Origin of the sequence: Caviibacter abscessus, from assembly GCF_001517835.1 — a bacterium.
Classification (GTDB): domain Bacteria; phylum Fusobacteriota; class Fusobacteriia; order Fusobacteriales; family Leptotrichiaceae; genus Caviibacter; species Caviibacter abscessus.
Genome location: NZ_LOQG01000011.1, coordinates 134,165 through 152,425, shown reverse-complemented (window position 1 = coordinate 152,425; position 18,261 = coordinate 134,165). Strand labels below are relative to the sequence as shown.

The 18,261-nt window shown below is 24.7% G+C and carries 17 protein-coding genes; 9 read left to right on the top strand and 8 right to left on the bottom strand.

The window, feature by feature from the left end:
* Position 1: 1 nt before the first annotated feature.
* Genes AWT63_RS02755 through nagB form a run of 8 tightly spaced genes read right to left on the bottom strand, consistent with a single transcriptional unit; the run spans position 2 to position 9,567 of the window.
* On the bottom strand, positions 2-931 hold the full coding sequence (locus tag AWT63_RS02755; protein WP_068268301.1) for an ABC transporter substrate-binding protein: 930 nt from the start codon (positions 929-931) through the stop codon (positions 2-4).
* 15 nt (positions 932-946) lie between these two features.
* Positions 947-1,867, bottom strand: a complete 921-nt coding sequence (locus AWT63_RS02750; RefSeq protein WP_068268299.1) for an ABC transporter substrate-binding protein — start codon at positions 1,865-1,867, stop codon at positions 947-949.
* Positions 1,868-1,883: 16 nt separating this feature from the next.
* Positions 1,884-3,644 (bottom strand): type I pullulanase, encoded by a 1,761-nt coding sequence (gene pulA, locus AWT63_RS02745; protein WP_068268297.1) that lies wholly within the window; start codon positions 3,642-3,644, stop codon positions 1,884-1,886.
* On the bottom strand, positions 3,645-4,919 hold the full coding sequence (locus tag AWT63_RS02740; protein WP_068268295.1) for an FAD-dependent oxidoreductase: 1,275 nt from the start codon (positions 4,917-4,919) through the stop codon (positions 3,645-3,647). It lies immediately after the preceding gene.
* Between the two features lie 12 nt (positions 4,920-4,931).
* Positions 4,932-5,420, bottom strand: a complete 489-nt coding sequence (locus AWT63_RS02735) for a flavodoxin (protein WP_068268294.1) — start codon at positions 5,418-5,420, stop codon at positions 4,932-4,934.
* Between the two features lie 11 nt (positions 5,421-5,431).
* Entirely contained in the window at positions 5,432-8,047 is a 2,616-nt protein-coding gene (gene recJ, locus AWT63_RS02730) for a single-stranded-DNA-specific exonuclease RecJ (RefSeq protein ID WP_068268293.1), read from the bottom strand.
* Between the two features lie 13 nt (positions 8,048-8,060).
* Positions 8,061-8,693, bottom strand: coding sequence for a DUF3298 domain-containing protein (locus AWT63_RS02725; RefSeq protein WP_068268288.1), 633 nt, complete (start codon positions 8,691-8,693; stop codon positions 8,061-8,063).
* Between the two features lie 49 nt (positions 8,694-8,742).
* Positions 8,743-9,567 (bottom strand): glucosamine-6-phosphate deaminase, encoded by an 825-nt coding sequence (gene nagB / locus AWT63_RS02720; protein ID WP_068268286.1) that lies wholly within the window; start codon positions 9,565-9,567, stop codon positions 8,743-8,745.
* Between the two features lie 158 nt (positions 9,568-9,725).
* Here nagB and ruvC point away from each other — a divergent pair, with 158 nt between their 5' ends.
* From ruvC to AWT63_RS02675, 9 genes are all read left to right on the top strand, one after another.
* Entirely contained in the window at positions 9,726-10,289 is a 564-nt protein-coding gene (ruvC, locus tag AWT63_RS02715) for a crossover junction endodeoxyribonuclease RuvC (protein WP_068268284.1), read from the top strand.
* Positions 10,290-10,298: 9 nt separating this feature from the next.
* The gene (locus AWT63_RS02710; protein ID WP_068268282.1) at positions 10,299-10,751 is read left to right on the top strand and encodes a tRNA (cytidine(34)-2'-O)-methyltransferase; all 453 of its coding nucleotides are present in this window, start codon (positions 10,299-10,301) and stop codon (positions 10,749-10,751) included.
* 8 nt (positions 10,752-10,759) lie between these two features.
* A complete protein-coding gene (gene metG / locus AWT63_RS02705; protein WP_068268280.1) occupies positions 10,760-12,634 on the top strand; it encodes a methionine--tRNA ligase in 1,875 nt (624 codons plus the stop codon).
* The gene (locus AWT63_RS02700) at positions 12,631-13,899 is read left to right on the top strand and encodes a hypothetical protein (protein WP_068268279.1); all 1,269 of its coding nucleotides are present in this window, start codon (positions 12,631-12,633) and stop codon (positions 13,897-13,899) included. Before metG ends, AWT63_RS02700 begins: the two co-directional genes overlap by 4 nt.
* Positions 13,900-13,911: 12 nt before the next feature.
* Entirely contained in the window at positions 13,912-14,769 is an 858-nt protein-coding gene (locus AWT63_RS02695; RefSeq protein ID WP_068268277.1) for a redoxin domain-containing protein, read from the top strand.
* Positions 14,770-14,996: 227 nt separating this feature from the next.
* The gene (locus tag AWT63_RS02690) at positions 14,997-16,088 is read left to right on the top strand and encodes a hypothetical protein (protein WP_068268275.1); all 1,092 of its coding nucleotides are present in this window, start codon (positions 14,997-14,999) and stop codon (positions 16,086-16,088) included.
* Positions 16,085-16,651 carry a hypothetical protein gene (locus tag AWT63_RS02685; protein WP_068268273.1) on the top strand — a complete coding sequence of 189 codons (567 nt, stop codon included), beginning with the start codon at positions 16,085-16,087 and terminating at the stop codon, positions 16,649-16,651. Before AWT63_RS02690 ends, AWT63_RS02685 begins: the two co-directional genes overlap by 4 nt.
* A 15-nt stretch (positions 16,652-16,666) precedes the next feature.
* Entirely contained in the window at positions 16,667-17,014 is a 348-nt protein-coding gene (locus tag AWT63_RS02680) for a hypothetical protein (RefSeq protein ID WP_068268271.1), read from the top strand.
* Positions 17,011-18,258 (top strand): contractile injection system protein, VgrG/Pvc8 family, encoded by a 1,248-nt coding sequence (locus AWT63_RS02675; protein WP_068268269.1) that lies wholly within the window; start codon positions 17,011-17,013, stop codon positions 18,256-18,258. Before AWT63_RS02680 ends, AWT63_RS02675 begins: the two co-directional genes overlap by 4 nt.
* The last annotated feature ends 3 nt before the right edge of the window (positions 18,259-18,261 follow it).

Here is an 18,261-nt window from a genome sequence, read left to right as displayed (position 1 = left end):
ATTACTCCTTTTTTGTATCATCAAATGTTACATTTAGTTTTTTTGCCGTATCTTTATTAAAATATAATTTTGTTTTTATTATTGCTTCATACGGAATTTGACTTATATCTTTTCCATTAAGTATTTCTTTTACAAGTTCGGCAGTTCTTTTACCAATTTCATAATAATCTACACCATATGCAAATAATGCACCTAATTGAACTGAAACATTTTCAGATACAATTAAAGGTTTAGATTTTTTATTAGCTATATCAATTACATATGAAATATTAGAAACGACTAAATTATCAGTTGGAACATATATGGCATCAACTTTTTCAATTAAAACGTTGGTAACTTGAACTAAATCATTTGCGTTTGAAGCAGCACCTTCAATAACTTTTAAGTTTAAATCTTTCGCTGCCTTTTTTATATTTTTCACTTGAACTGCTGAATTTAATTCAGAGCTTGAAAAAAGAATACCTATTGTTTTAGTGTTTGGAAATTTTTCTTTAAGTAATTTTAAACTTTTATTTACATCTAAAATCATATCACTTACACCTGTTATATTTTCAGCCATTAATCCTGCTTCTTTAGGATCACTTACAGCTGAAAATAAGATTGGTTTGTCAGTTATATTATTTTTTAAAGCCTGTGCAGCTCCTGTTCCAACCCCAATTACAATATCTTTATTTTTATTAAAATTACTTGCAATAAGATTTGCAGTAGCAAGTTCCCCATTAGCAACCATTACTTGTATATCAACATTATCATTTTTTAAAGTTTCGCTAATTCCTTTAATTACTAAATCCAGTGAAGGATGTGATGTAATTTCAGATATTCCAATAGAATAAGTATAATTTGTACTAATTTTAGTTTCCTTTTTTTCTTTTTTTAATGAACATGAAAGCATAGTTATAAATAGTAAAAATAAGGTTAAATGTTTTTTCATATTATTTATACTCCTCTATTTAATTGAATCGTTTAATGTAATTTTTAGCTTATTTAAAGTATTCTTATTAATTTTAACATCTGTTGCATTAAGTGTTAAATATGGTATTTGTTCCGGCTTTGTTTTTTCAACTAGGACCTTAATTGCCATTTCACCCGCAACTTTACCCATTTCATAGTAATCAATACCTTTTGAAATTAATGCCCCAAGTTCAACATGTGAAGCTTCAGCACCAATTACTATTTTTTTGCTTTCGATAGCATTAGAAGTAATTAAAGGCATTACAGATGCTATTAAATTATCAGTAGGTGTGTATAGAGCATCAGATTTATCTAAAAGATATTTTAAAGTTTGTAAAACTTCATTAGCTTGTGTAACACTTTTAGAAACAATTGTTAAATCTAATTCTTTTGCAACTTTTTCTATTTCTTGTAATTGTGATACAGAATTTTTTTCAGATGAATTATATAAAAATCCAACAGTTTTAACATCAGGTTTTATTTGCTTTAAAAGTAATAACTGTTCTTTGACATTTATTTTATCACTAACACCTGTTATATTTTTGCTTTTTAATCCAGCATCTATAGGGTTTGTAACAGCAGAAAAAATAATAGGTATATCTTTTGTAGCATTTAAACTTGCTTGTGCACTTGTTGTGGCAATTGCATAAATTAAGTCAACATTTTCATTTACAAAAGTATTAGCAATAAGATTTGCAGTAGCAAGTTCACCGTTTGCATTTTTTTCTTTAAAGCTTACTTTTATTCCTTTTTCTTTGAAAGCATCTTCAAAACCATTTCTTGCTTTATCAAGAGCAGGGTGAGCAACAAGTTGTAAAATTCCTATGTTAAACTTTGTTTTATCCTCTTTTTTAGGTTTTTTAGCACAAGAAAATATAAGTAATATTATTGTAATAATGATATATAATTTTTTCATTTATATTTACTTCCTGTTATTTTATTTTTCTTAATATTATAAAGTTTAAAGATGTCACATCAATACTTTTTCTTACACGTACATCATCTTCAATTTGTTTAAAATTATTAAATATTACATTATATTCACCATTAAAATTAACTTTAATTTTTGATGTTGACGCATTGGCAATAATAATGTATTTTTTGTGTGATCCTAATGAATATACAAGGACATTATTTTTATGTTCTAAAACTGTAAGTTTTTTTTCAATTTCATCATATGTTTTCATTCTGAATAATTTTTCACTTTTTCTTAAACTAATTAAATCTGAAACATACTTAATATATTTTTTATTTTGTTTTGCTAAATTCCAATCAAATTTATTTATTTCATCAGATGATTTATATGAATTTTCAACACCTTGTTTTGTTCTGAAAAATTCTTGTCCTGCATGTAAAAATGGGACACCTTGTGAAGTTAAAACCAATGATGTTGCAATTAAATGTCTTCTTTTAATGAATTTAATATTAAGTTTAGTTAGATGGTCAAACATAGTATAATTATCGTGAGCTTCAACATATTGCACAACTTGTTCTGGACCTGTGTAAGAATATAGTCCGTTACCACCTTTTATTGATTTTATTACGTCATCATTTTTTTTCCTAGAACCACTTATAAATCCTTTACCTACAGTTTCAAATGTGCTTCCTTTTATACTGTCTCTAAAGTTATCACTGAAAAAGGCTATTCTTTCCATTTGAATTGCATTACTTTGTTTTGCTTTTTTATCATCAGGTAAAGTAGTGTTAAGATCCCAACCTTCACCAAGGATTATAATCCCTTTATCTATTTTATCTAATTCTTTACGTATTTCATTCATTGTAGTTACATCTAATATACCCATTAAATCAAATCTGAAACCATCAAGTTTATATTCTTTAGCCCAATAAACGACACTATCTACAATGTATTTTCTAATCCATTTTTTTTCTGATGCTACATCATTTCCACAACCTGTACCATTTGAATAAGTTTTACCGTCCTCATTCATTCTAAAAGCATAATTTGGATTTAATTTATCAAAACTATGACTTTTAACATCATAAACATGGTTGTATACAACGTCCATTATTACACGGATATCATTCTCATGTAATTTTTTTATCATTTTTTTTAGTTCCATTATTCTATTTTCAGGAATATATGGATTACGAGAATACGAACCTTCAACTGCGTTATAATTTACAGGGTCATATCCCCAGTTATATTTTTCAAATATATCAGTTTCATCTACTGATTCTTTACTATAATCAAATATTGGTAATAATTGTAAATGAGTAATTCCAAGAGATTTTAAATAGTTAATACCATGTTTTTCAATAAGTCCCATAAAAGTTCCCTTATTTTTTATCTTAGAACTTTTATCAATTGAAAAATCTCTAACATGTAATTCATATATCACTGCATCAGTTGGATCTGTAAAACTTGGCATTCTTTTAAAATGTATTGGATTAGTTTTTTTTAAGTTAATTACTACACCTCTTTCACCATTTACTGTAACAGCTTTTGCATATGGATCCACAGCTTCATTTACAGTATCTCCAAAATGAGCTAAATATGTATATTCTACACCTGCTAAATTGCCTTCAATTTTTATATAATGAACACCATTTACTTGTTTTTTCATTTCATATATTTTATTATTTGTATAATCTTTTAAACAAACCTTATCAGCATCTGGTGCCCAAACTTTAAAGATTGTTTTTTTTGTTGTATATAACGCACCTAATCTCATTTATTTTATAACCTTTCTATAAACTACTAATAATGGATTCCAAACACTTGAATTTGTTGGTGAATAACAAAAATCAATGTTTATAAATTCCTTAATAGGCATTTTGCTATATGCTACTATTGAAATTTGATCAATAAATTGTGCCACACTTTCATAACCTACAGCAGTAGCCCCTAAAACTATTTGTTTATCTTTATCATAAACTACTTGCATTTTTATAGGTTTAAAATCTTTAAATCCTGAATTTTTAGTTTGAGCAATTAATTCAATAACATCAGCATTATGTCCTAGTTCTATTGCTTTTTTTAATGTAAGTCCGGTACCTGCAAATTTAATATCAAAATATGAACTTGCATAGCTACCCATAGTTCCTTGCCATTTTGTTTTTATACCTGATAAGTTTTTAGCAAGGATCATTCCGTGTTTATTGGCAACATCTCCAAAAGGAGAATAAATATATATATCTTCACCGTTATATTTATTATATACACAATCTCCGATAGCATATATATTTTCACATGAAGTTTCAAATACATCATTTACAATGATTTTACCGTCTTTAGTTTCAAGTTGATTATCTAAAAAGTCTATATTAGGTCTAATTCCTATACTTGTTAATAAAATGTCATATTCTAATTTTTCATCGTTATTAAGTATTAAATATTTTTCATTGTATTCTTTTATTGATGTGTTTAAGTGAACATTTAATCCGCTTGATTTTACTTTGTTATAAAATTCTTCTTTTAAATTTTCAGGTATATTTGGAAGTAATGTATCACCAATTTCTATTATATCAACGCTGATATTTTGAAGAAGGAAAGATTCTGCCATTTCAAGACCTATAAATCCACTACCTATAATAACTGCTTTTTTTGGTTTTTCATTTTTTATATATTCTTTTATTTTTTCTGCATCAACTGCGTGAGATAATGTAAATCCATATTCTCCTTTTGATTTTGCTCCACATGCAATAACAAGCTTGTCATAATACACTTTTTGATTATTAACTACAACATATTTATTTTTAGTATCAACTGAAGATACGAGACTATTAATATTTACATTTATCCCTTTTTTTTCAAAACTTTCAACAGTTCCAAGAACAACATGTGAAAATGATAATTCATCAGCAATATAATACGGAGTTGGACATCCTGCCCAAGAAACATATTTGGTTTTTTCAAAAACAATTACTTCATCATTTGGATTTTTTCTTTTATATTGTGTAGAAAACATCATTCCTGCTGCTCCACCACCAATAACAACTATTTTCATAATTGTGCCTCCTTATTTTATGTATTTTTCTAAAGTAATTAACCAGTTTTCAATTCTTTCTTCAGTTTTTTCAGGTTCATTCATGTGATCTATTGCAAGACCTAAAAATTTATTATCTAAAATTGCAATAGAATCTGCAAAGTCATAATCTTGTGTAGGAACTTGTCCTACTATTTTTGCACCTGCTCTTTTACATTTATCATATAATAATTTTAATCCGTCAACAAATGTATCTGCAAATGCAATACAATCTCCTGTTCCAAGAAGAGCAACAGGTTTTTCAGCAAGTTTTGGAAGGTCATCAATTACAGCCATCCAATCATCTTGAATATCTCCTAATCCCCAAGTTGAGGCACATAAGATTAAAAAATCAAATTCTGACATGTTGTCTATTCCGTCCGCAACATCAAATATTTCGGCATTAGGTATTTTATCTTTTACTATTTGTGCCACTTCTTCCGTAACACCCGTTGTTGTTCCATAAAATATTCCAACTGACATATATTTTCCTCCTATAAGATATCAATAATGCTTTTATCAGCATATATTATTTCTCCATTTTTAATTTTTTCCATTATTTTAATTTTTTCATTATTTGGTAAAGATTTAATAAATACATTATCTGTATTTATATCAGTTACTTTTTCTTTTGATAAAAGCCTTACATTTTCAGGTAACTTTATTTTATGTATAACACTTTCAAAATTTTGAGTATCACTATTATTGTTATCAAACATTATTATTTTGCTAAAAATAGAAAAATTCACATCATTAAAATATGTATTTTTGTCAATTATAAGGAAAGAAGATGTGTCATTTGTAATTTTAAAATCAAAATAATATTTTATGTATGAGTTATTTTTAAATAATTTGTTTTTTGTTAAAAATAAAGCTTTTTTATTAAGTTTTTTCATATGATACATACCAAAAGTAAGTATTAAAGGTATGTATGCGTTTTCAGTTATTGGTACATCGCTTTCAATATTTTTATCACTTATTAAAATAGATTTATTTTCTTTGAATAATAAAGAGAGTATTTTTTTATTTAAAGAGCTGTATTCTAAGTCTTGAATTAATTCTTTTTTTATCTTTTTAAATAAATTTATGTCATTTTTGTGATAAGATTCAAAATCATAATCCCTTTTTATTATTATTTCAACAATATTTGTGTTTTCAAAATTAGTAATTTTTTCAATTTTTATTTTAAATTTAAAGTTATAAAAATCTTTAGTTTGAATTAAAAGTCTTGAAATACCAGAATCTAATCTTGCAATATATGTTCTGTTATTGTAAACTGAAACTCTTTCATAATCAAAGTTTAAATGAATATCTGTATTTATATCAATATCTTGAGTGGTGTAAAATATTGATTTCATAGGAAAGCTTGTTTCGTAAAGTGAGTTTAAGTATGAAAACTTATCTTCCTTTAATAAAGAAACTTTTGCATCATCTATCATAACTTTGGTATAAAATTTCCCTTTATATTGATTAACGTTAATTTTATACACAATATCATAAAATAGATTATTATTTATTTCATTTAATTTGTTAGCATTTGAAAACCAAACAGCCCCCTTATTGAAATAACCTTTTTGAGATATATCAAAACTTAGATGATTTTTATTTTCTCCAATTAATCTTGCATTTTCAATTAATACATTTTTAGTTAAGAACACAGGAGTAGGGTTTCCAAATCCAAAAGGTTTCAATAATTCAAGTGTTTTATAAAATTCATATGAAATTTTTTGTATAGGTATAATTTTATCAATTTCTATAAGTTTATAAAAATCTTCCTGTTTTAATGTTTCTTTTGCATAATCATTTATATCTTTTGAAAAGTTTTTTATATTTTCAATTTTTATTGTAAAACCTGCTGCACCCGCATGTCCACCATATTTAACCAAATGTTTTTCACAAAATTGTAATGCTTTTGTTATATTAAAACCTGGAATACTTCTACAAGAAGCAACAGCAATTCCTTCTTCAGGTTTTTCTTCCATTATTATTGATGGTTTATAATAAGTATCAACTATTTTTGAAGCAACAATACCTATTACTCCGTGATGATAATTTTGGTTACTGTCAATTAAAATATAGTCATTTTGTTTTTTATCTAAATTATTTTTACTTTCTTCAAATATACTGTTTTGAATGCTTTTTCTTTGTGTATTTTTTAGTATAAGTTCATCAATTATGACAGCTATTTCACGTTCATTATTTGAAATTAAAAGCTTAACAACCATTTTTGCATCTTGTAATCTACCAGCAGCATTAAAAACTGGACTTATTAAAAATCCTATATCTCCTGTGGTATATTCATAGTCTTTGCCTTTGTCACTAAATAATCTTTCACATAATTTTTTAAGTCCCAAATTTTTAGTATTTTTTAATTTTTCAAGTCCAAATTTAACTATAATTCTATTTTGACTTATTAAAGGAACAATATCAGCTACAGTTCCTATAGCAACTAAATCTAAAAAATCAAAAGCTTCATGTTTTTTTCCATATTCGGTATATAACTGTAAAAGAAGCATAAAAGCTGTCCCAACACCTGCAAGTCCATCAAAATTATATGTATTTTCCAGTCTTTTTGGATTTATGACGGCATAAGCATTAGGGACCTCAGGTCTAAGTAGAGTATGATGGTCGGTTATTATTGTTGTAAGCTCTAATTTATTTGCATATTCAATTTCGTTATATGATGTTATACCGCAATCAACTGTAATGATTATGTCAGTACCTTTATCTTTTATACTTTTTAGTGCCTCATTGTTTAAACCGTATCCTTCATCTCTAACAGGTATGTAATAGTCTACATATTTTGCACCTAGATTTTTTAAGCCTATATATAAAATAGATGTAGATGTAATACCATCCACATCATAATCACCATATATACAAATCTTCTCATCATTTTTTATAGCGGACATAAGTCTTTTAACCGCTTTTTGCATATCATAAAGTTTATTAGGCTCAGTTAGTTTTTCTAAATCTGGGTTTATAAAATCTATTATATCTTGTTTATTTATAATAGATCTACCTGCTAAAATACTAAGAATATCTTTGTCTATTGGTAAATCTATATTACCGGAAGCGACATTTTTAAGTTTCCATTTAGTATTTTGCATTTTAAATTTTCTCCTATTTTATAATTCCAACTAACTCTTGTATTACAAATGGTAAAAATGCAATTTTATCACCAGTTTGTGTAGCTTGCCCTTTATTAAATATTACAGTAACCGTAGTATCAGTTAAATAAAACGGTTGATTACGAGTAACACCTTTAAAATTAGGAATAGCTTGTAAACCAAATTGTTGCATTCTTTCTTTAATTGCTCCGTTAAAAGCATCTTCATACCCTGAAACAAATAAATCTGATAGATTTAATGTGCTTCCTGTTTTAGTATCAACATTTATAGTACTATATTCAATATTTTCCACTTCTTTTGTTTGAGTATTTATTCTAAGAATTGTAAATATTATACTTTTAAAATAACTGTTATCTGCTTGTATGTTGTATAAAACAATATGATTTTCAGCTCTTCTTTTATATTTTAAAAGTAGTTTATCAACTTCTTTATTTAAGGTTTTTATTAATTTAGTATTTCCTTCAAATACAGGATAAGATATATTATCGCCAATTTTTTTATCAATTACTTTTGTTTGTTCAGTTGCACTATTAGGAACAAAGCCTTGAAATGTAAAATTTCTACTAGCTGCATAAGAATTAAACATAATACTTATTGCAGTTAAAATAAATAAAACTTTTTTCATTTGTCAACTCCTTTTTTGTTTAAATTATATTATAATTTTAAGATTTTGTCTATTTTTTTATAAGCTCATATAGCTTTTCAATATCTAGTTTTTTTGCTTCAATATCTTTAAAATATCTATATGTTTTAAGCTTTAATTCAGAAGCAGCATCTTCATCAATTACAATGATTGCTTTTTTATGAGTTTGTAGCATTGAAACAGTCCACATATGGTTAATACCCATTTCTATTGCATGTCTAACAGCAACGGCTTTTTTATAACCATTAGCCATTATCATAACTTCATCACTATCCATTATAGTGCCAACACCGACAGTTAATGCAAGTTTTGGAACTTTATTTATATCTCCATCAAAAAATCTAGAGTTTACTATTATAGTATCTTGTGTAAGCTCTTTATCACGAGTACGTGATGCAAGAGAAGATCCTGGCTCATTGAAAGCAATGTGACCATCTTCACCGACTCCACCTAAGAAAAAGTGTATTCCTCCGTAATTTTTTATTTTTTCCTCATATCTTTGACATTCTTTTTCTAAATCATCAGCTAAACCATCAAGTATATTAATATTTTCTTTTTTTATGTCAATGTGGTTAAAGAAGTTTTCATTCATAAAGTAATGGTAACTTTGATTATGTGTTTCGCTTAGTCCAACATATTCGTCCATATTAAAAGTAACTACATTTTCAAATGAAACTATTCCTTTTTTGTTAAGATTTATTAATTCTTTATATGTTATAAGAGGAGTTGAACCTGTTGGAAGCCCTAATACAAATGGTCTTTCTTTTGTAGGTTTAAATTCATTTATTCTTTTGGCTATAACATAAGCACTCCATTTACCGATTTCTTCTTTATTTTTTAATATTATTACTCTCATTAAAATACATTCCTTTCACATGACTATTAATACATGTATTATACATTATTTTTACTTGGAATAAAAGGAAAAATATAGGTTTTCAAAAAAATCAAAAAAATATGATATGTAAAAAAATCAATATTTATGGTAAAATAATCAAATATGAGGTGATTTTTATGAGAGTGTTAGGAATAGATCCTGGAACTGCTATTGTTGGTTATTCAATACTTGACGTTGATAATGGAAAATATAAGCTAATTGATTATGGGTGCATATTTACAAATAAAACAGATGATATGCCTGTAAGACTTGAGCAAATATATAATAAACTAGATACTATAATTAAACTTTATCAACCAACAGAAATGGCAATAGAAGATTTATACTTTTTTAAAAATCAGAAAACTGTTATAAAAGTTAGTCAAGCAAGAGGTGTAATAAATTTGGTTGCAATAAAAAATGGGTTATCAATTTATGATTATACACCACTTCAAGTAAAAATGGGCGTTGCTTCATATGGTAGAGCTACAAAAAAACAAATACAAGAAATGGTAAAAATGATATTAAAACTTGATGAAATACCAAAACCTGATGATGCAGCTGATGCAATAGCAATTGCTATAACACATTTTAATAGCAAAAAAGGCTTTGTAGTACCAAAAATGAGTGTGTCAAAAAGTAATATTACAAATTTAAAAAAAATAAGTCTTGAAGAATATAAGAAAATGTTTAATAAATAGGAGCTAAATATGAATATTGTATTGTACGAACCGGAAATACCATATAATACCGGTAATATAGGAAGAACTTGTGTATTAACAAACACAACATTACATCTTATAAAACCATTGGGATTTGATATAGATGAAAAAACAGTTAAAAGAGCAGGTTTAGATTATTGGAAAGATGTTAAACTTGTCATATGGGAAAATTATGATGAATTTAAAAATGCAACAAAGGGGAAAAGAATTTTTTATTCAACAACAAAAACAAAAAATAAATATACAGATGTTAAATTTTCTAAAGATGATTATATTATGTTTGGCCCTGAAACTAGAGGTATACCTGAACATATTTTAAAAGAAAATGAAAATACTTGTATAACAATACCTATGATAAATTTGGGAAGATCGTTAAATTTATCAAATTCAGCAGCTATAGTATTATTTGAAGCTTATAGACAAAATGATTTTAACTTTTAGGGGGAAAAATGAAAACAAAATATATAACAACACCAATCTATTATCCTAATGCGAAACCACATATAGGAACAGCGTATACAACAATAATTTGTGATGTACTTGCAAGATTTGAAAGACTTTATGGAAATGATGTAGTTTTTACAACAGGAGTTGATGAACATGGTCAAAAAATACAGGAATCAGCAGAAAAAAATAATGTAACACCTCAACAATGGGTAGATAAAATGAGCGATGATTTTACATCACTTTGGAAACTTTTAAAAATTTCAAATGATGATTATGTAAGAACAACTCAAGAAAGACATTTATTTACTGTAAAAGATATTATAAAAAAAGTGTATGAAAATGGCGATATTTATGAAGGTGAATATAAAGGAAAATATTGTGTTTCTGAAGAAACATTTGTTACTGAAAGTCAACTTGTAGATGGAAAATATTTAGGAAAAGAAGTAATAGAAGTGTCAGAACCAACATATTTTTTCAGACTTTCAAAGTATGCTGATAAATTATTAAAATATTATGATGAAAATCCTGATTTTATACTTCCAAAACATAGAAAAAATGAAGTTGTTGCGTTTATAAATCAAGGTTTACAAGATTTATCAATTTCAAGAACAACATTTACTTGGGGGATACCTCTTGAATTAAATGATAAACATATAATATATGTATGGTTTGATGCACTAAATTCATATCTTACAGGAGCAGGTTACGGAGATTTAGAAAATTTTGATAGAATTTGGAACAATGCAACTGTTTCACATTTTATAGGAAAAGACATATTAAGATTTCATGCTATAATTTGGCCGGCAATGTTAATGTCAGCAGGTATAAAATTACCAGATCACATTGCAGCTCATGGTTGGTGGACTGTTGATGGTGAAAAAATGAGTAAATCATTAGGTAATGTGGTTGATCCTATTGAAGAGGTAGAAAAATATGGAGTTGATGCATTTAGATATTATTTAATAAGAGAGTCAACTTTTGGACTTGATGCAGATTATTCTCAAAAAGCTGTTGTTATGAGAATAAACGCTGATTTATCAAATGATTTAGGTAATTTATTAAATAGAACTATAGGTATGCAAAAAAAATATTTTGGAGATATAGTTTTAGAACCAAAAACATATGAAGAAATAGATAATGAAGTGAATGAATTATATAATTTAACCGTAAAAGAAGTCTATGAAAAATTAGAAGAATGCAATTTTTCTGAAAGTTTAAAAATAATATGGAAATTAATATCTCGTATGAATAAATATATTGATGAAACAAGTCCTTGGTTACTTGCAAAAGAAGATAACAAGGATAGATTACAAACTGTAATGTATACTTTATTTAATATGATATATAAAATAGCATATTTGGTTTCGCCTGTGTTAGTTGATGCAAGTCAAGAAATACTTTATCAATTAGGAATAAATGATGATATACATTCTAAGGTTATTTATAATATAGGTGAGTATAAATGGGGAACAACAATAAAGGAAGCAAAACCAATTTTTCCTAGAATAGAAATCAAAAAATCAGAATATGAACAAGATTTAAAAATACAAAATCCTATAACTATAGATGATTTCAATAAGGTTAAAATTAATGTAGTTGAGATACTTAGTGTTTCAAAAGTAGAAAACTCATCTAATTTACTTAAATTTATTGTAAATACAGGAACTGAAAAAAGGCAAATTTTATCAGGAATTGCAAAATATTATGAAAATCCAAGTGAATTGGTATCTAAGAAAGTATTGGCAGTTTTAAATTTAGAACCTGTTAAACTTGCAAATGAGTTATCTCAAGGAATGCTTCTTACTACAGAAGAAAAGAAAAAAGTAAGACTTGTTATTGTGCCGGAAGATGTTAAAATAGGAGCAAAAGTAAGATGAAAAAAATACTAATCATTATAGTGATTATTTTAGTATCTATTTTTTCAATCATCTATTTTATATCTATTAGAGAAAATAATCAGTCATATTATGATAATATTGAAAGTGCAATAGTTTCATATTATACAAAAGATGATGATACTTATTTGAAATACTTTAATAAAGCATATAAAATGGATAAAAATAATAAATTACTTTTTAGAATCATAAATTCTACTTTAGATGAAGAATCAGCTAAAAAATTTTATGAAAATAAAAAGGATAATAATCAAGGATATGAAGACTTATTTTATGCAAATTTAGATTATGATGGAAAAGCTGGAGAATATTTAAAAAAATCTGTTGAATCTGGAAATGAAGATGCTTCAAGACGTTTATTTTACGAGTATTACACTAAATTTGAATTTGAAAATGCAATTAATGTATTAGAAAAATATAAATTGCAAGAAGACAGTGAAGAATTAAAAGATATAGTTAATAAGAAAAAAGAATTTTTAGAAGTTGAACATTTATATAAAAAATATAAAGAGGGAACTATAACTAAATCTGACAGATATATTTTAGGAGTAAAACTATTAACACAGCTTAATTATCTTTTTCCAAAAGAAATTTACGATATATTAAAAATTTTTATTGAAGAAAAAGATAATTATGCACTTTATTCAAAATATTTAATTTTAGATAGTAATACTAAAGAAGCAAAAGATATTTTAACGTATCTACTTAACAAAAAGTTTAGGCTAGCTATTTTATCTGATATAGAAAAGAATAAAAATATAAGTTATGAGTACGAAAAAGATGATAATGAAATGAAACTTGCAATTGCTAATGCGGCTTATCAAAAAGATATGTGGGATATTTCTACAAAACTTTATAATGAACTTACAGATTATAAACCATCATATTTTTATGTAGCACATATGTATTATGATAAAGGTGCACTTGAAAAAGCTTATGAAGAGTATAAAAAATCATATTTATATAATAAAACAAGTGATCAAACTTTAGATAAACTTATAGGGCTTTCACAAATATTAAATAAAGAGGACATATTAGAATTTACTGATGATTTTAATGGAAACAATAATGAAAAAAGACAATTATTAAAATATAAAAAAGCTGATTTGAAAAATAAAAAAGCTGTAGCACTTGAAATGTGGAATATAAATAAAAAAGTAGCTTGTAATTTATTACTTGAACTTTCAAATAAAAAAGAAAAGGAAAAAATACAATTTTATACTAATGTTATCAAGCAAGACAATTAGAAGGAGGAATGTATGAAGAAAGTAATTAAATTTTTTGCAATATTTTTAATAATTATTTCTTGTAGTAACTCAAAAGCTGAATGTAAAGGCGATTGCAAACTTAATAATGGCAAAGAAGTTGCTAAAACTATAGAAGAAGAATATAAAACAGCAACATTAGATATGTTTAAAGATAATTATGCAGTTTATTCAGCTGTATGGTGTCCACATTGTCAAGCTCAATATGAGCATTTACAAAAAATATATGATAAATATAGAGATAATTACCATATATTAACTGTTATTGCAGGAACGGATACAAGAGAATATATAAAAGAGTTTATGACAGAAAAAAAATACAACTTTCCTATTGTATATGATGAATCCGTTGATGGTAATTTAAATCTTGCTTCTAAACTTGAAATAGAAACTATACCTGCAATATATTTTAATTTAAATAAACTTGATATAACAGGAATAAGTGAAAAAGTATACTATGAAAAATATAAAAACGAAATAGATCAAACAGCTAGAAAACAGATAGAAAATGTGATAGTTTTAGATAAATTTGGTAAAGAACACAAGGCATTAAGCATTGTAAAACCTAATTCTATAATTATATATGGAGCTCCTTGGTGTTCTGATTGTGTAAAAGAACTTGAAAGACTTTATAAAATAAAAGGTAAAAGAAGTTTAATATATATTATAGATTCTAATAAGTTTACGTATAAAGAATATCTTTCATATGTATCAAATAATAAATTAAATATTGACATTTATTATACAAAAACTAGAATGAATGATGTGAAGTGGATACCAACAGTTTCAGAAGTAAAAAATTCAAAATTTTTAATAACTTTTAGACCAAATAATGAATATTTAGTTAAATAAAATTAATGGAGACAAATTATTTTAGTTTGCTCCTATTTTTTTATTAAAAAATTGGCTTATTTATTATTTTAAAAAAATAGATTTATTCTAAAAAATGATTGTTGTTTTTTAGAATATTTTTTATTTTTTAACTAAAATTAAAACTTTAAAAAATTTAAATTTTTTATCATTTTTTCATCATCTTTGTTATATATTCGTATTACAAAAAATAAGGAGGCAAAAATAAATTGGAAATAGATAAGAAAGAATTTTTAGAACATACTAAAGTTTTTGAAAATCATATAAGTAATACATTAGAAAATGGACTTTTAAATTTGGATTATAAAATACTTTCACAAAATAAGGATAGTCCATGTATTTACACAGTTTTATTAAGTAAAAGTGAAGCCCTAAAATATGATTATTTCTTAAAGGAAATAGTTGAAGATGAAAATATATCAATATATTCAAAGTATCTTGATACTGTATACATTGATAAAAATTATTATGATTTATTAGAAATGGAAAATAATACATATATTGGAGAATTTATATTAAAAGAAGAAAGGTATGTATTTAAATATATACTTATTAAAGATGAAAGATATGATGTTTGTATAAATAAGCTTTATGACTCTTTTATGCTAAATAATTTGAAATGGTACAGTATTGATAAAAGAGATATAAATAAGATGTATAGGGTTAAAGTTATAGAATATGTAGATGATATAACCCTTTTAGAAAATATACCATTTGAAGATATAAAAATAGAATATAATTTTGACAATACAATTTCAAATTATAAGAAAGTATATTGGAATATAGGATTTGAAACAAAGCTTCTTAATAAAGAAATTACAAGATTTAATGATATAGTTGCATATAAATATATATTGGATAAAACAAAAAAGGATATCTATTTATTAAATGAGAACAGTTCTAAAATTGATGATGTTTGTATATATGATACAAGAATAGACGTTTATTCAAAATATGACAATATCTATATTTTTGATATGTTTCATATTTTTGAATTTGATTTTAGATTTAATTTTAAGTATTGTAAAAGTATTTGTGGTTTTAATAACAAAATAGTTGGAATAGAAAGTATAAAGAAGTTTTTATATCAAACATACAAACTAAAACTTACGGATTTTAAAATAACTAATAAAAATATTGGACATTTAATTATACCTAATTATGATAATCAAATAATTACATATAATTTAGGTTATTTATATCTTAAATTTGAAAAAATATATTCATATGAAGATTTATTTCATGCAATAAATTTATTAAAGCTTAATATAAATGGATATGAGATAAGGGTAATAGAATGAGTATAAAATTTTATCCATATTTATGGTACTTGAGTTTTATTAAAAAGGATTATTTGTTAATTTTTGATGAATATAATCCCTATCTTATTTTAAGTTCAACATATATAAATGATAGTACAGATTTAGTTTTTTATATTAATTTATCATTAATTGGTATTAATTTTGATGAACATATGAATAAAGAATTAATAATTTCATATATTTTAATTTTATCAAAGTTACAATATATTTTCTTTCAAAGCCCGATTAGTTATATTACAAGAAATAGTGAAGCTAGCACTGTTATTAGAAAATGGGAGTATAAGGCATCATATATAAATGATTTTATGTATATATTTAAAAATTGTATTAAAGAAATATTTCCAAATAACATAATATATAGACATAAAGATACAATACTTGTTTATTTAGATTATGAAAGAAATGATAAAAATGAAAGTTTAATAAAAATTATTATTGAGAAATTTATGTATTTTAGTATTAAGACAGAATATATTTTTTCACATTTTTATATCTTAAACATTGAGCAGTTAGGAGAATTAAATGAATGGGAATTACTGTAAACAGGCAGGTGCTATATGAAGTATTATGCAAAAGTAGATGATATAGAGATTAAACATGATGAAATCAAAAAAATTAATATAAATTTAATGCAATTGGGTATAGATACTTTAAAAAATGATAGAAATCGTGTTGAAGTTGAACTTTACGTAAATATATATGAAATGAAATTAATTGAAAGTATTTTTTCTAAAAAAGATAAATATTTTGAAACTGTAATTAAAATAGATGGCATATTATATAAAATACCTAAATTGTATATTTATTCTTTTAAAAATTTATATGAAAATGGTATTGGAGTTTTTATACTTAATTTAAAACAAGGTTTTTTAGGTTTGGAACCAGAAATTGTGGTACAAATATGAAAATACTGATTGATGGTAAACCATTAAATGGATACAAGATACAAGAATTTAACATTTTAAGCACATTAAATACACATTCAAAGCTAATTATAAAATTTAAAATTTCCAAAATAGAATCATTATTTAACAAAACAATAGAAATAATAAAAGACAAAAAAATTTTTAAAGGTAAAATTACATTTTTTGAACAAACTGGATATGAAGATATAGAAATAGTTGCCTATAGTTTAACATATGAACTTGATAAAATAACTAATTTTAGAATATATCAAGATGAAGATGTAAGTTATAAACAAATAATTGATGAAATTATGAAAGAATATAATTTAAGATACACTGTTTCTCAAAAATTAAATAAAAAAATAGGGAGAATGTATGTGCAATATATGGAAACAGATTTTGAGTTTATTAAAAGAATATTATCAAATGAAAAAGAAGTAATTTTATCAACATATGAAGGCATAATTTTATTTGGAATGCAAAATTTAGTTAATTCAAATATAAAAAATATTTTAAATAAGGGTCATATTGTTGAAAATGACTGTGAATACGTAACTTTTTATACAAAAGATGAGGCATATATAACAGGAGATAAAATATCATCATTACATATAATAAAATCTGAGATAAGTATGGAAAAAAATATAGTAATAAATAAGCTATATTGTTGTAGTAAATATTTTACCAAACAAAAGTATATAAGCAAGTTACAAGGTTTACATTTAGAAGCAAGAGTTGTAGAAGTTATAGCGGATAAAAATATTGCAAAAATGAAAGTAGATTTTTCTAATGTTTTAGGTTTTAAAGATAAAAGTAAAAATAAGAAAAAAATTCCATTTACAACATTTTATTCCAAAACAAATACAGGATTTTTTCCAACACCTGAAGTTAATGATAATGTAGATGTATATTTTCCAACCTATAATGAGGAAGATATTAAAATAGGTTTAAGTATAAATAATGAAGAAAGTGGAAGATTTTGTGATTACAATAAAAGGAATTTTGGAAATAAAAATATATTAATAGAATTAACGGATAATAGATTTTTTATAGATAGTAGTGAAATAGTATTACAAACTAAAAAGGATTTTAATGTAGTTAGTGGTCAAAACTTTAAATTAGATGTAAATGATAGTTATACACAATATTCTAAAAAAATTATTCAAGTTTCAAAAAATGGAGATATTGAAATTAACAGTAAAAAGAATATTTTGCTAAAAGCTTTAAAAATACATAATAATTAGGTG

Bases quoted from the DNA above. Each gene is read 5' to 3' on its own strand.
- AWT63_RS02755 (WP_068268301.1), bottom strand. From the start codon at position 931: ATGAAAAAACATTTAACCTTATTTTTACTATTTATAACTATGCTTTCA.
- AWT63_RS02750 (WP_068268299.1), bottom strand. From the start codon at position 1,867: ATGAAAAAATTATATATCATTATTACAATAATATTACTTATATTTTCT.
- pulA (WP_068268297.1), bottom strand. From the start codon at position 3,644: ATGAGATTAGGTGCGTTATATACAACAAAAAAAACAATCTTTAAAGTT.
- AWT63_RS02740 (WP_068268295.1), bottom strand. From the start codon at position 4,919: ATGAAAATAGTTGTTATTGGTGGTGGAGCAGCAGGAATGATGTTTTCT.
- AWT63_RS02735 (WP_068268294.1), bottom strand. From the start codon at position 5,420: ATGTCAGTTGGAATATTTTATGGAACAACAACGGGTGTTACGGAAGAA.
- recJ (WP_068268293.1), bottom strand. From the start codon at position 8,047: ATGCAAAATACTAAATGGAAACTTAAAAATGTCGCTTCCGGTAATATA.
- AWT63_RS02725 (WP_068268288.1), bottom strand. From the start codon at position 8,693: ATGAAAAAAGTTTTATTTATTTTAACTGCAATAAGTATTATGTTTAAT.
- nagB (WP_068268286.1), bottom strand. From the start codon at position 9,567: ATGAGAGTAATAATATTAAAAAATAAAGAAGAAATCGGTAAATGGAGT.
- ruvC (WP_068268284.1), top strand. From the start codon at position 9,726: ATGAGAGTGTTAGGAATAGATCCTGGAACTGCTATTGTTGGTTATTCA.
- AWT63_RS02710 (WP_068268282.1), top strand. From the start codon at position 10,299: ATGAATATTGTATTGTACGAACCGGAAATACCATATAATACCGGTAAT.
- metG (WP_068268280.1), top strand. From the start codon at position 10,760: ATGAAAACAAAATATATAACAACACCAATCTATTATCCTAATGCGAAA.
- AWT63_RS02700 (WP_068268279.1), top strand. From the start codon at position 12,631: ATGAAAAAAATACTAATCATTATAGTGATTATTTTAGTATCTATTTTT.
- AWT63_RS02695 (WP_068268277.1), top strand. From the start codon at position 13,912: ATGAAGAAAGTAATTAAATTTTTTGCAATATTTTTAATAATTATTTCT.
- AWT63_RS02685 (WP_068268273.1), top strand. From the start codon at position 16,085: ATGAGTATAAAATTTTATCCATATTTATGGTACTTGAGTTTTATTAAA.
- AWT63_RS02680 (WP_068268271.1), top strand. From the start codon at position 16,667: ATGAAGTATTATGCAAAAGTAGATGATATAGAGATTAAACATGATGAA.
- AWT63_RS02675 (WP_068268269.1), top strand. From the start codon at position 17,011: ATGAAAATACTGATTGATGGTAAACCATTAAATGGATACAAGATACAA.